General features: G+C 67.3%; 13 protein-coding genes. 6 read left to right on the plus strand and 7 right to left on the minus strand.

The genetic code is table 11. The annotated features are described in order from the left end of the window. The first annotated feature begins 46 nt into the window (after positions 1-46). A complete protein-coding gene (locus tag SH203_RS01190; RefSeq protein WP_159457517.1) occupies positions 47-847 on the plus strand; it encodes a WecB/TagA/CpsF family glycosyltransferase in 801 nt (266 codons plus the stop codon). Further along, the gene (locus tag SH203_RS01195; protein ID WP_087119046.1) at positions 840-2,183 is read left to right on the plus strand and encodes an O-antigen ligase; all 1,344 of its coding nucleotides are present in this window, start codon (positions 840-842) and stop codon (positions 2,181-2,183) included. Before SH203_RS01190 ends, SH203_RS01195 begins: the two co-directional genes overlap by 8 nt. Here the strand turns inward: SH203_RS01195 and SH203_RS01200 are convergent. Together SH203_RS01200 and SH203_RS01205 are read right to left on the minus strand one after the other, a co-directional pair. Continuing rightward, positions 2,170-3,429, minus strand: coding sequence for a lipopolysaccharide biosynthesis protein (locus SH203_RS01200; protein WP_087119047.1), 1,260 nt, complete (start codon positions 3,427-3,429; stop codon positions 2,170-2,172). The two genes, SH203_RS01195 and SH203_RS01200, sit on opposite strands and share 14 nt — an antisense overlap. Continuing rightward, positions 3,426-4,127: a polysaccharide biosynthesis/export family protein gene (locus SH203_RS01205; protein WP_087119048.1), complete on the minus strand. Its 702-nt coding sequence runs from the start codon at positions 4,125-4,127 to the stop codon at positions 3,426-3,428. Before SH203_RS01205 ends, SH203_RS01200 begins: the two co-directional genes overlap by 4 nt. 173 nt (positions 4,128-4,300) lie before the next feature. Here SH203_RS01205 and SH203_RS01210 point away from each other — a divergent pair, with 173 nt between their 5' ends. Beyond that, on the plus strand, positions 4,301-6,412 hold the full coding sequence (locus SH203_RS01210) for a hypothetical protein (protein ID WP_159457518.1): 2,112 nt from the start codon (positions 4,301-4,303) through the stop codon (positions 6,410-6,412). On the opposite strand, the gene SH203_RS01215 is transcribed toward SH203_RS01210, so the two are convergent. Then, the gene (locus tag SH203_RS01215; RefSeq protein ID WP_087119050.1) at positions 6,409-7,224 is read right to left on the minus strand and encodes an NAD(P)H-hydrate dehydratase; all 816 of its coding nucleotides are present in this window, start codon (positions 7,222-7,224) and stop codon (positions 6,409-6,411) included. The two genes, SH203_RS01210 and SH203_RS01215, sit on opposite strands and share 4 nt — an antisense overlap. A 117-nt stretch (positions 7,225-7,341) precedes the next feature. On the opposite strand from SH203_RS01215, the gene SH203_RS01220 reads away from it, so the two are divergent. Beyond that, on the plus strand, positions 7,342-7,680 hold the full coding sequence (locus tag SH203_RS01220) for a P-II family nitrogen regulator (protein WP_087119051.1): 339 nt from the start codon (positions 7,342-7,344) through the stop codon (positions 7,678-7,680). 82 nt (positions 7,681-7,762) lie between these two features. Further along, positions 7,763-9,169: a type I glutamate--ammonia ligase gene (glnA, locus tag SH203_RS01225; RefSeq protein ID WP_087119052.1), complete on the plus strand. Its 1,407-nt coding sequence runs from the start codon at positions 7,763-7,765 to the stop codon at positions 9,167-9,169. A gap of 106 nt (positions 9,170-9,275) precedes the next feature. Here glnA and tatC read toward each other — a convergent pair whose 3' ends face one another. Genes tatC through SH203_RS01240 form a run of 3 tightly spaced genes read right to left on the minus strand, consistent with a single transcriptional unit; the run spans position 9,276 to position 10,992 of the window. Further along, positions 9,276-10,163, minus strand: coding sequence for a twin-arginine translocase subunit TatC (tatC, locus tag SH203_RS01230; protein WP_087119053.1), 888 nt, complete (start codon positions 10,161-10,163; stop codon positions 9,276-9,278). Continuing rightward, complete coding sequence (tatB, locus tag SH203_RS01235; protein ID WP_087119054.1) at positions 10,160-10,750, minus strand: Sec-independent protein translocase protein TatB; 591 nt, start codon at positions 10,748-10,750, stop codon at positions 10,160-10,162. The genes tatC and tatB overlap by 4 nt, the downstream gene beginning before the upstream one ends. Before the next feature lie 23 nt (positions 10,751-10,773). After that, positions 10,774-10,992, minus strand: coding sequence for a twin-arginine translocase TatA/TatE family subunit (locus tag SH203_RS01240; RefSeq protein ID WP_087119055.1), 219 nt, complete (start codon positions 10,990-10,992; stop codon positions 10,774-10,776). Positions 10,993-11,103: 111 nt separating this feature from the next. Here SH203_RS01240 and rnhA point away from each other — a divergent pair, with 111 nt between their 5' ends. Continuing rightward, positions 11,104-11,556 (plus strand): ribonuclease HI, encoded by a 453-nt coding sequence (rnhA, locus tag SH203_RS01245; protein ID WP_087119056.1) that lies wholly within the window; start codon positions 11,104-11,106, stop codon positions 11,554-11,556. Here the strand turns inward: rnhA and SH203_RS01250 are convergent. Then, the gene (locus SH203_RS01250) at positions 11,553-12,947 is read right to left on the minus strand and encodes an MFS transporter (protein ID WP_087119057.1); all 1,395 of its coding nucleotides are present in this window, start codon (positions 12,945-12,947) and stop codon (positions 11,553-11,555) included. The two genes, rnhA and SH203_RS01250, sit on opposite strands and share 4 nt — an antisense overlap. Positions 12,948-12,973 lie beyond the last annotated feature (26 nt).

Raw genomic sequence — 12,973 nt, forward strand, 5'->3', positions numbered from 1 at the left:
CAAGCGAATTGCAGTTTGCCCCGACGCAACGCAGAACGGTCGCACCATGAACAGCCTGTCGCCCCACAGCCGTCTTCAGCCGCAGCCCGAATTGCGGTTCGCGGGGCTGCGCTTCCATCCGATGACGACGGACGAAACGGTCGCGGCCCTGGCGGCCCGTCCGGCGGACCTGGCTTTCGACATCCTGATCACGCCGAACGCCGAACACGCCTGGCTGCGTCGCAGGGACGAGGTCTTCGATCGTATCAGCGCCCGGGCCTGGCTCAGCACCAACGACAGCCGGGTCCTGCGCAAGGCCGCCGCCATCGGGGGCGTCGATCTGGGCTTCGCGCCCGGCTCCCATGTGGTCGAACGGCTGTTCCAGGGCGTCATCGGCCCCGATGACGCCCTGACCGTCATCGGCGGCGACGCCTCGGTGATCGCCGAACTGGTCCGCCGATACGGTTTGAGGCGGGTCGCCCATCACAATCCGCCGATGGGCTTCATCCATGACGCCGCCGCCGTTCAGGTCGCCGTCGACTTCGTCGTCGCCCACCCCGCCCGGTTCGTCTTCGTCGCCATGGGGCCGCCCCAGTCGGAAAAGTTCTGCCAGCGGATCATCGACGACGGCCGCGCGACCGGCCTTGGCCTGTGCATCGGCAGTTCGATCACCACCCTGATCGGTCGCACCCCGCCCGCGCCGCAATGGATGGAGGATCGGGGGCTGGTCTGGCTGTATCGCCTGGCCCGCGAACCGGGCCGCCTGTGGCGGCGCTACCTGATGCGCGGTCTCTATGGGCTGGGCCTCGGTCTGATCGATTCCATCGCCTTCCGCCTGCGGGTCAAGTCGCCTGTCCCGCGTGACTGAGGCCGGCCGCCTTCAGGACTGGCAGGGTCGCCTGGACCGGCAGACGCGCACGCGCGACATGCAGGGCGACCGCCTGATCGCCCTGTGGGCCGGGGCTGTGCTGGTTCTGATGCTGCTCTACATCTGCATCGGCCCCAACCCCTATCAGCACGAGATCGTGGTCGATCCCCTGACCGGCGGGGCCGAGGCGTCGCCGGTGAACCGGCTGGTCTGGCTGGGTCTGTTCGGTCTTTCGGCGCCCCTGCTGTGGTTTCGTCGCCGGGCCTTGCCGGCCATGATGCTGAAGCTGCTGCCGCTTCTTCTGCTGTTCGGCTGGTTCGCCCTGACGACGCGCTGGGCGCTTGACCCGGCCGTCTCGACGCGCCGACTGATCCTCTATGCGGTCAATCTGGCGATCTGCGTGGCGGTTGCGGTCGGTCTGGGCGACAGCCGACGGCTGCATCTGGCGATGGCGACGGGCTGCGCCGTGCTGGTCGGCATCGACATCCTGTCCTGGATCGCGGCGCCCGGCGTGTCGATGACGCCCCTGGGCCTGGCCGCCATCCATTCGCACAAGAACACCCTGGGCGCAGTCATGTTGTTGGCCGGCTTCGTCTGCGGAACCTACGCCTGGTCGCGGACGCAGTGGCGGGGGCGCGTTTTCTGGTGGAGCGTCACCGTGCTGGCTCTGGCGCTTCTGGTCGCCAGCCTGTCCAAGACCAGCATGGGCCTGTTCGTCGCCCTCGCCTGCGCCACCCCGGTCATCGTTGCCCTGATGGCCCAGCGGCGCATGGTGCGGCTGGGCCTGATCGCCATCGCCGCCCTGATCGTCGCGAGTCTCGTCTTCGGCTGGCTGGCCTATTGTCTGGTGGTCGGCGCCGATCCCTGGGCGCCCTTCGCCGGCATCACCTTCACCCAGCGCACCGAGGTCTGGGCCTTCGTCTGGGACGAGTTCGTCAAGCGCCCGATACAAGGCTGGGGCTTCGGCGCCTTCTGGGACATCGACCCGAAGGTCCAGCCCAGCCTGCAGACCGACGCCTGGTTCGCCCAGCCCGACGCCTACACCAACGAGGCCCACAACGGCTTCCTGGACCTTGCGGTCACGACCGGCCTGATCGGCCTGACCGGCGCCCTCGTGGTGCTGATACGCTGGATTTTCGGCGGGCTGGTCCTGATTCGCGACGCCGTGGGCGGGGATCGTCAGCGCCTGGGCGCCGCCATCCTGCTGGGCGTCTTTCCGTTGATGGTGTTCGGCCACAACTTCATGGAAAGCAGCTATTTCACCGCCAACTCCATCTTCGGCACGGTGCTGCTGCTGTTGGGGGTGGAGATCGAGCGGCGTTTCATCCGCGCCTGAGACGGCGGATCAGAGCGACCAGCACCACCAGCATGGCCGCCGCCTCCATCGCCTGCCCCGCCGCCGTGCCCAGGATCGCGCCGCCCGGTCCCAGCCGCCTGATGCCCCACAGCACTCCGACGGCCGCGACGGCCGAGGCCGAGGCGTTGGCGATGGCCAGGGGCTTGAACGCCTTCAGGATTTGCAATCCCGTGCTGACCACCACCTGAACGAAGCCGAACGCCACGCTGACGCCCCACAGCGGCAGCATCCACCGCGCATCGGCGTATTTGCCATCGAACGCCAGGCCCGTGATCGCGGGCCAGGCCGCCCAGATCACGGCCGCCCAAATCAGTGCGAAGGCCGCCCCGGCCGCGCCCGACAGCGTCAACAGCCGAACATAGCCGCCCCAGTCGCCGGCCTCGCGCCGCGCCACCAGATCGCTTCTCGCCGCCATGCTCCAGGACGAGGCCAACAGCGGCGCGGGCCGCAGGAAGGTCTGGCTGAACGACAAGGCCGCCAGCACCCCCGGCCCATAGGCGGCGCCCACGGCGAACACATAGAATCGCGCCAGGATTTCGGTGCTTGAAACACCCAGGAACAGCCAGCCGGATTGCCGGCTATAGGCGACATAGGCCGGCAAGGCCGCGATCATCCCCCGCCACAGGCCCTTGCCGATGTGCGCCAGTCCGGCCAGTCCCACGAGGGCGTAGGCCGCCCCCATTAGGGCCAGGACGGCCTCGGCCTGCAACGGCCGGAACACCACGGACCCCAGCGCCAGCAACCCCGTGGCGACGACCAGCACCGCCCCCGTCTGGATCGTCGCTGCGCCCGGCGCTCCCCGGCTGAACAGGGTCAGCCGCACATATTGCTGCATCAGATAGGCGGGCGTGAACAGAACCGCCGCCCAGACCCCGAACGGCCCGTCGCCGGTCATCAGTGCGACCGCAACGGCGGCGCCGGCCGCGACCGCCGCCCAGAAACAGATCGTCGCGCCCAACATTACCCGTTCGGTCGAAAACCGCGCCGGATCGACGCCTCGCCCGTTGGGCAGAACCTGCAGATGCGCGACGCTGACCGCGTTCTGAACGCTGGCCAGCACATAGGCGACCGAGAACCACAGGACGCAGGCCCCGAACTGGTCCGGCGTCATCACCCGCCCCAGCACCAGAACCACGCCCAGGTTCAGCAGCGAGAACAACCCCTGTTCGATGATGGCCGTCAGATAGGGCGACGCGCGGCCGATCCGCCCCGCCAGCGCCCTCATCGGAAGCGGTTCAGGTCGTAGCTGAAGCCGAAGTTGAACGGCAGGATGCCGTTCAGATACTGACGCACGAACAGATTGACCTCGGCGATGGCGCTGCGCGGCACGAAGATCAGGTCGCCGGGATGCAACAGGAAGTCCTGCTGCGGGTCGCTGTTCAACAAGGCCCTGGCGTCCACGATGCGTGAGGCCAGCCGTCCGTCGGCGACGCGCCGCAGCACCACGACCTTGCCCGTCCCGGCCGTCTCGGCGAACCCGCCGGCCGCGAAGATGGCCTGGGCCGTATTCATCTCGCCGCGAATCTGCACCACGCCCGGCGTCTTGACCTCGCCGCCGACATAGATTTGCGACGCGCCATAGGTCGTCACGCTGATCTGCACCTGCGGATTGCGCAGCACCCCGGCATAGGCTTCCGTCAGCCTCTGGCTGGCGTCGCGCACGGTCAGGCCGCCGACGGGAACCGGCCCGATCACCGGAAACACGCCCTGCCCGTCCGGCCCCAGCACGACATCGCCGTTCAGCCCGTCCTCGACCAGAAAACCCAACCTCAGCGCATCGCCCGCCGCCAGCCGATATTGATAGTCGTCCTGGCCCCAAGGCGCGAAATCATAGGGTTGAGCCTGCCCGCGCACGCCGCCGCCAGAGGCGCAGGCGGCCGAAAACAGCACCAGGACGATCGCGATCGTGCGCCAGACGGCCATCGGTTTTCCTTGTCGCGGGCCGACTCGCACGTCGCCGTCCGGGACATCTTTCTGTTTTTTGCCTGTAAAGCCAAGGCCGCACTGGCGTCCGGTCTCCGACTCAGGCCTTTATGGGACAGGCTGACCGGCAGCCTGGTCCCCCGTCGGCGGGACGCCCCGCTCAGAGCCGCGTATTGACCGACCAGACGCAGAAAACCGAAGACGATCCACGCCCCCGCAACACCGGGGCGGCGATCACCATTCGCGAGCTGGCGACGCCGGTCTTCTATCATTGGCGCAAGGCGCTGATCGCCTTTCTGATCCCGGTTCTTCTGGCCCTCGCCGCCGCGACCCTGGCCCAGCCCGTCTATACCGCCCAGTCGCGCCTGCTGATCCTGCTGGGCGACGACTATGTGTTCCGCCGTTCGGTGGGCGAGGATTCCACCGGCAATCCCCAGACCTTCGACCGCGCCCAGATCGTCCATGCCGAAATGGAAATCCTGGGCTCGCGCGAAATCCGCGAGAAGACGCTGACCGACATCGGCCTGACGCGCGTCTATCCCAAGGCGAAGACGGGCCCGGCGGGGATGAACGCGGCGCTGGAGCAACTCGGGCGCGACCTCGTGATCGAGAACGTGCCTCAGTCCAACACCATCGAGGTGCGCCTGCGCCATCGCGATCCCAGGGTGGCGGCCGACTTCGTCAATCGTCTGGTCCAGAACTACATCGCCAGCCGGCGCGAAATCTTCCAGCGCGCCGACACCGCGGCCGTCACCGATCAGAAACGCGACCTGTCCGACCAACTTGCGGCGACCGAGGCCCAGATCGCCGATCTGTCGAACCGCTACGCCATCGGCGACTACGATCAGGAGGTTCAGGGCGTCCAGTCCCAGCAGACCACCCTGACGTCCCAGTTGGCGGCCCAGGATCAGCTGATCGCCACCGCCGCCGCCCGTGCGAACCGTCTGGCCGCCCAGCTGCGCGGCAGCGCGGCCGTCATCGCCCTGAACACCGACGACACCCGTTCGCAGCAGGTCACGGCCCTGACCGAAAACCTGATGCAGCTACGCGAACGTCGCCGCATCGCCGCCGCCCGCTATGCCGACGGCTATCCCCTCGTGGTCGAGCTGGATCGCCAGATTTCCGATCTGGAGAGCCAGATCGCCGCCGCGCCGCAGTCGCAGACCACCCTGGTCCGCAGCGGCCCCAACCCCGTGACCCAGCAGATCGAGACCCAGCTGGCCACGACGCGGGGCGAACTGGCGGGCTTGCAGTCCGGTCGCGCCCAACTGTCCGACGCCCTGGGCGCCGCGCGCAGCCGCCTGGCCAGTCTGGTCGAGATAGGGCCGCGTTATCGCGAACTGACGCGCCAGCGCACCCTGACCGAAACCGCGTATCGCAGCGTCGCCGAGAACGCCGAGGATACGCGGCTGCAAAGCTCGATCGCCGGCGCCAACGCAAACGTGCGTGTGATCGAGGCGGCCCAGCCGCCGACCAAGGCCCGCACCGGCCGCCTGCTGATCCTCGCCGCCGGTCTGGTCGTCGGGGCGCTGGCGGCGCTGGCGGTCATCATCGTGTCGGCCGCCGCCTCGCCCGTCATCCTGACCCCGCGCGATGCGGAGGTGCGCCTGCGCGCGCCGGTTCTGGCCACCGTGCCCCTGGGGGACGAGGACGACAGCCCCCTGCCCCGCTGGCGCCCGCTGACGTCGCGCCTGACGGCGGATCAGGCGGCCCTGGTCCTGCGTCGCCTGCGCGAGACCGCCGACGCCCATGCCGCGCTTGCCGTGATCGGGCCGGAGGATGGAGTGGGCGTCACCAGCATCGCCCTGGATCTGGCGATGGCCTCGGCTTTCCGCTCGGGCGTAGAGACCCTGCTGATCGACGCCGAACCGAACGCGGACACCAGCGTCGCCATGGCCATCCACGGCCTGGGCGGACAGCTGACCAATATCCCCGACAGCCCCTATGTGCTGCGTGTCGAGGACAGCAATCTGTATGTCACCACGCCGATGACGCGCGCCGGCTCGAACATCTCCGAGGCGCGCTGGCGCGGCTTCGTCGATGAGATGAAGGCGCGTTTCCCGGTGGTCGTCGTCGATACGCCATCGCTTCACCGATCCTCTGCGGCCCTGTTGCTGGCGCCGCTCACGGACCTTTCGGTGGTCGTGATCGAAGCGGAGGAAACCCGCACCGCCGTCGCCGCCAATCTGATCGAACGGGTCACGGCGGCGGGCGGGACGGTGGCGGGCGTCATCCTGAACATGCGCCGCTTCCACATTCCCCGCTTCATCTACACCCGCATCTAGCGCAGCGCCGCCAGAGCGCGGGGCAGGATGTCGCCCAGATCGTCCGCGATCAGGCCCGGCCCGAAACGCGCCGCCGCGTCACTGTGAATCCAGACCGCCGCACAGGCCGCCTCGAAACTCTCCATTCTCTGCGCGGTCAGGCCCCCGATCATGCCTGCCAGAACGTCGCCGCTGCCGGCGGTCGCCAGCCAGGGCGATCCGTTCGGGTTGCGCCGCACGCGCCCGTCGGGGGCCGCGATCAGGGTCTCGGCGCCCTTCAGCACGACGACGGCCTGGGCCCGACGCGACGCCTCGACCACGGCGGCCTCGCGTCCCTGATCCAGCAATCCCGGAAACAGCCGTTCGAACTCGCCCTCGTGCGGGGTCAGTATGTCGTCGCGGTCGAGCAGGTCGGTCAGTTCGCCCGTCCGTCCCTTGAACGCCGTCAGACCGTCGGCGTCGATCACCAGCACCGCCCCGGTCGAGGCCAGGGTGTGGATGTTGGCCACGGTCGCCTCGTCGACGCCCGCCGCCGGGCCGACCACGACCGCATCCGCGCCGCTCGCCTCCCGACCCAGCGCCTCGGCCGAGGCGAAGGGTGTCAGCATGATCGCCTGGACCGCCGGGGCGATCACCGCCGCCGCGTCGGGCGGACACAGGATTCGCACCACCCCGGCCCCCATCCGCAAACCCGCGTGCGCCGCCAGACGCGCGGCCCCCGTCTGGTGCGCCCGTCCCGACACCACCACTAAACGACCCCGAGCATGTTTGTGCGTTTCGGCGCTCGGCCAAGGCAGAAAACTGCGCCATAAAGCGGGGTCGTTGGTCTGCATTGTCCGTCTTCCGATTATCCGTGTCTTTTCGACGAAAACCGCTTGCTTTCAGCGCCCCGGGTGTGTCCCATTCACGCCCGAGCGCCGCTGCATTTCGTGCGCCGCTCAGGGGTCGCCATGAAGAAGATCGAAGCCATCATCAAGCCCTTCAAGCTGGATGACGTGAAAGAGGCGCTCCAGGATGTGGGCGTGCAAGGCATGACCGTGCTGGAGGCCAAGGGATATGGCCGCCAGAAGGGCCATTCCGAACTGTATCGCGGCGCCGAATACGTCATCGACTTCCTGCCCAAGATCAAGATCGAGGTGGTGGTCGCCGACGACATGGCGCCCGCCGTGGTCGAGGCCATCCAGTCCTCGGCCCGCACCGGCAAGATCGGCGACGGCAAGATCTTCGTGTCCGACGTCGCCGAGGTGATCCGCATCCGAACCGGCGAAACGGGCGCACAGGCCGTCTGACGTCAACGACCCTCCCCGGCCTCGGCCCTCGGGTCGTTGTCCGGTCTCCTCCCCAAACGACAAGAAAACAGGACTTCCGAGAATGAGCGCCAGCAAGATCCTCAAAGAGATCAAGGAAAAGGACGTCCAATATGTCGACGTCCGCTTCACCGACACGCGCGGCAAGCTGCAACACGTCACCTTCGACATCGATCTGGTCGACGAAGACTTCCTGAACGAAGGCACGATGTTCGACGGCTCGTCCATCGCCGGCTGGAAGGCCATCAACGAGTCCGACATGCTGCTGAAGCCGGACCTGACCACGGCCTATATCGACCCCTTCTATCAACAGACCACGATGTTCCTGTTCTGCGACGTGCTGAACCCGGACACCGGCGAACCCTACAACCGCGACAGCCGCTCGATGGCCAAGAAGGCGCTGTCCTATGTGCAGTCGTCGGGCGTGGGCGATCAGGTCTTCTTCGGCCCCGAAGCCGAGTTCTTCGTCTTCGACGACGTGCGCTGGTCCACCCAACCGCACGACACCGGCTACAGCTACGATTCCACCGAACTGCCCGCCAACACCGGCGCCGAATATTCCGAGGGCAACCTGGGCCACCGCCCCGGACCCAAGGGCGGCTATTTCCCGGTCAACCCGGTCGATTCCGGTCAGGACCTGCGCGGCGAGATGCTGGGCGTCATGCGCGACATGGGCCTGCAGCCCGAGAAGCACCACCACGAGGTGGCCCCGGCCCAGCACGAACTGGGTCTGAAGTTCTCCGACCTGCTGACCATGGCCGACCGGCTCCAGCTCTATAAGTACGTGATCCACAACGTGGCCCACGCCTACGGCAAGTCCGCGACCTTCATGGCCAAGCCCATGTTCGCCGACAACGGCTCGGGCATGCACGTCCACATGTCGATCTGGAAGGACGGCAAGCCCCAGTTCGCCGGCGACCAATACGCCGGCCTGTCGCAGGAATGTCTGTGGTACATCGGCGGCATCATCAAACACGCCAAGGCCATCAACGCCTTCGCCAACTCGACCACCAACTCCTACAAGCGTCTGGTGCCCGGTTACGAAGCCCCGGTGAAGCTGGCCTATTCGGCCCGCAACCGTTCGGCCTCCATCCGCATCCCCCACGTCTCGTCGCCCAAGGCCAAACGTCTGGAAGCCCGCTTCCCCGACCCGATGGGCAACCCCTATCTGACCTTCGTCGCCCTGCTGATGGCCGGTCTGGACGGGATCGAGAACCGCATCGATCCGGGCGCGCCCGCCGACAAGAACCTCTACGACCTGCCGCCGGAAGAGCGCGGCTCGATCCCCGAGGTCTGCGGCTCGCTGCGTGAAGCGCTGGAGAACCTGGATAAGGACCGCGCCTTCCTCAAGAAGGGCGGCGTGATGGATGACGACTTCATCGACAGCTACATCGAGCTGAAGATGGAAGAAGTGATGCGCCTGCAACTGCACCCGCACCCGGTCGAATTCGACATGTACTACAGCTGCTGATCGCCAGATCGCTGAAAAGACGAAGGGCCGGGGATCGCTCCCTGGCCCTTTTTAATGTCTCGAACAGGATGCGTCGGCGCGACGCCGTCGCCCGGCGATCAAACGATCAGGCGATCTCGGCTTCCAGCGCGTCGGCTTTCCGGCGGCGCAGCTCGATCAGCCGCACGCACCAGATCGACACCTCGTAGAGCAGCACCATCGGCACGGCCAGCATCAGCTGGCTGATCGGATCGGGCGGGGTCACGACGGCGGCGACCACCACGACCGCGACGATGGCGTAGCGGCGGCCGGACGACATCAGCTTGGAATTGATCAGCCCCGCCATGCCCAGCAACGTCATCACGACCGGCAGCTGGAAGCACAGACCGAACGCCAGCAGCAGCGCCGTCACCAGGTTCAGATAGTCCGACACCTTGGGCAGCAGATTGGCCGCCACCCCGTCGCCGATGATCTGCTGGCTAAGCGAGAACCACATGACGAAGGGCAGCATGACGAAATAGACCAGCGCCGCGCCCAGGAGGAACAACACCGGCGCCGCCACCAGGAACGGCAGGAAGGCCCCCCGCTCGTTGCGGTAAAGCCCCGGCGCCACGAAACGATACAGCTGCCACGCCAGCACGGGGAAGGCCACGAAGACCGCGCCGAAGCCCGCCAGCTTCATCTTGGTGAACAGGATTTCCAGCGGCGCCGTATAGATCAGATTGACCGTATGGCCGTTCACGTGCGGCAGGGCCTTCAGCCCCGCCGTGCCCAGGATCAGGTCCAGCGGGGACACGTGCCCATGCGGACCGACCGACGAATAGAAGGCCTGGGCCGCCACGAACGGCTTGACCAGAAACAGATAGATCGGCTCGGAAAAGGCGAAACAGCCGATGAAGCCGACCGCAAAGGCCACGACGCAGATCAGCAGCCGCCGACGCAGCTCGATCAGATGATCCATCAGGGGCGCGCGCGACGCCTCGATCTCGGCTTCGTCACGATCGGAAAAGGTCAAAGATCGACAGCCTTCTTGCGCGCGACCTTGGGCTTGGCGGCGCCCGCCGCAGCGGTCCTGGTCTTGGTCTCAGCCGGCTTGGCCGCCGTGGTCTTGGCCGAGGGCGCTTTTGGGGTCTTAGTCTTGGCGACGGCCGCAGGCGCGGCGTCCGCCTTCTTAACAGCCGGCTTGCGCTTGGGAGCGGGCGCCGCAGCCGGTTCGCCGCTCGCCGCCGCGTCGGGCCATTCGTCAACCGCCGGCGTCATCACCGGCGCCTCGGGCGCGGGCAAGGGCGTCGCCGTCGTCGGCGCGTTCAATCCGGCGTTGATGTCCTTGAAGGCCGCATCGGCCTCGGCGCCCAGGGGATACATGGCCCCCTGCCCCGTCCTCAGCGCCTCGACCTCCTTGCGCAGCTCGTCCAGTTCGGACTGGCGCGCCATTTCGTCGAAACTGGTGCGGAACTCATTGGCCATTGCGCGCGCCTTGGCCACCATCTGGCCGACGCGACGCATCAGGATCGGCAAATCCTTTGGCCCCACCACAAGCAGGGCCACCAGGCCGATCACCACTAATTCGAAACCCCCGATTCCGGGGCCGAGCCCGCCCATGCGTCAGCCCTTACAGACGACGACTAGCGTTTCAGCTCTTCCTTTTCCGCCTCGGTGCGCGGCAACGAGCTGACGCCCTCGTTCGGGCCGTCCTTCTTGTCTTCGTCCTTCAGGCCGTCCTTGAAGGCGCGGATGCCCTTGGCGGCGTCGCCCATGATGCCCGACAGCTTGCCGCGTCCGCCGAACAGAACGGCGACGACGACGATGACGAACACCCAGTGCCAGATGCTCATGGAGCCCATGGCGTATTCTCCTCATGGGGACCGGTCGTCCGATCCCATCCACTCTTATTCGACCCGCATATAGGCGCAGTCATGGCGTCCCGCCAAGGGAGGCTGTAGGCCTGCGCGACCATGAGTCCCTCCGATCACGTCATCATCCACACCGACGGCGCCTGCAAGGGCAATCCCGGCCCCGGCGGCTGGGGCGCCGTGCTTCAGGCGGGCGGCGGTCACGAGAAGGAACTGTGGGGCGGCGAGGCCAACACCACCAACAACCGCATGGAGTTGATGGCCGCCATCAAGGCGCTGGAGGCCCTGAAACGTCCCTGCAAGGTCGAGCTGCATACCGACAGCAAATACGTCATGCAGGGAATCACCGAATGGATGCGCGGCTGGAAGGCGCGCGGCTGGCTGACGGCGGACAAGAAGCCGGTCAAGAACGCCGATCTGTGGCAAAGGCTGGACGCCGCCCGCGCGCGTCACGAGGTCAAATGGCGCTGGGTCAAGGGTCACGCCGGCCATGAGCTGAACGAGCGCGCCGACCAACTGGCGAATCGCGGCGTGGCGGATCTGAAAGCGCGCTAGACGGCCTCGATTTCCTTTTCCGGTTCGGCCGGACGGCGACGGATGCGCGATCCGCTCATGACCGCGCCGAACAGGGCGGCGACGGCGGCGATCTGAAACCCGTGCCCAACCCCGGTCTGCGGCGCCGTGGCCAGCAGGAAGGCCACCACAACGGCGCCCATCGACTGGCCCAGCACGCGCGCGGTTCCCAGGGCGCCGCCCGCCGCCCCGGCTCGCTCACGCGGAGCCTCCGACAGCATGGCGCGGTTGTTGGGCGACTGGAAGAAGCCGAACCCAACCCCGCACAGGGCCATCCGCCAGACGATGTCGAAATGCGACGCCTCGGCGTTCAGCAAGCTCAGCGCCATCAGTCCGCAGGCGAACAGCGTCAGTCCCACGGCGCCCAGAACCCCGGCCGAATATCGGTCGGACAGAGCCCCGGCGATCGGCGCGGCGAACATGGTCCCCAGCGGCCAGGGCGTCATCAGCAGACCTGTCTGCACCGCGCTCAGACCCAGTGATCCCTGAAGGAAGAAGGGCAAGGCCACGAAGGCCATCATCTGGGCGGTGAAGGAAATGATCGACGTCGCCACCGACAGGGCGAACATCGGTCGCGCCAGAAGGTCCAGCGGGATCAGCGGCGTCTTGCTGGGCTTTTCGTGTCGCACCAGCAGGACGCCCGCAGCCAGCCCCAGTCCCGTCAGGCCGAAGCCGACGATGGACGCCTCGCCGTGCGCCAGCGCCTGCATTCCGGTGATGAGGAAGCCGAAGGCGGCCGCGCTCAACAGGGCGCCGACGATGTTCAACCGCCGCTTCTGCAACGGATTGTGCGGCAGGGTGAACCCCGCCATCGACACCGCCAGCACGCCCAGCGGAATGTTCAGCGAGAACAGCCAGCGCCATTCGCCGACGCTCAGGATCGCGCTGGCGATGGTCGGACCGGCCGCCGCCGCCATCGACACGATCACCGCATTGATCCCGACCGCCCGGCCCAGCAGGCGCTGCGGATAGGTGAAGCGCACCAGGGCGCCGTTCACGCTCATGATCCCGGCGGCGCCGAACCCTTGCAGAACGCGCGCCAGGCTCAGCGTCAGGATCGAATCGGACAGGGCGCAAGCGATGGACGCCAGGGTGAAGACCGCCAGCCCCACTTGCGACACGCGGCGATACCCGACGATCTCGCCCACGGACGCCAGGGGCAACAGGGCGACGACGATGGCGATCTGATAGGCGTTGACGATCCAGATCGAGGCCGCCGCCGACGCCTGCATATCCTGCGCGATGGACGGCAGAGCGACATTGGCGATGGCCCCGTCCAGCACCGCCAGGGTGATGCCCAGGCCGATGGAGACCATGGCCCAGTAGCGCCGAGGCGTGGGCAGGCCGTCGGCTGCGACGATCGGGCTGGTCATGCCACGCCAACGCCTCAGACGACGGA

The sequence above is a fragment of the Brevundimonas sp. SH203 genome (assembly GCF_002157625.1).
GTDB lineage: Bacteria > Pseudomonadota > Alphaproteobacteria > Caulobacterales > Caulobacteraceae > Brevundimonas.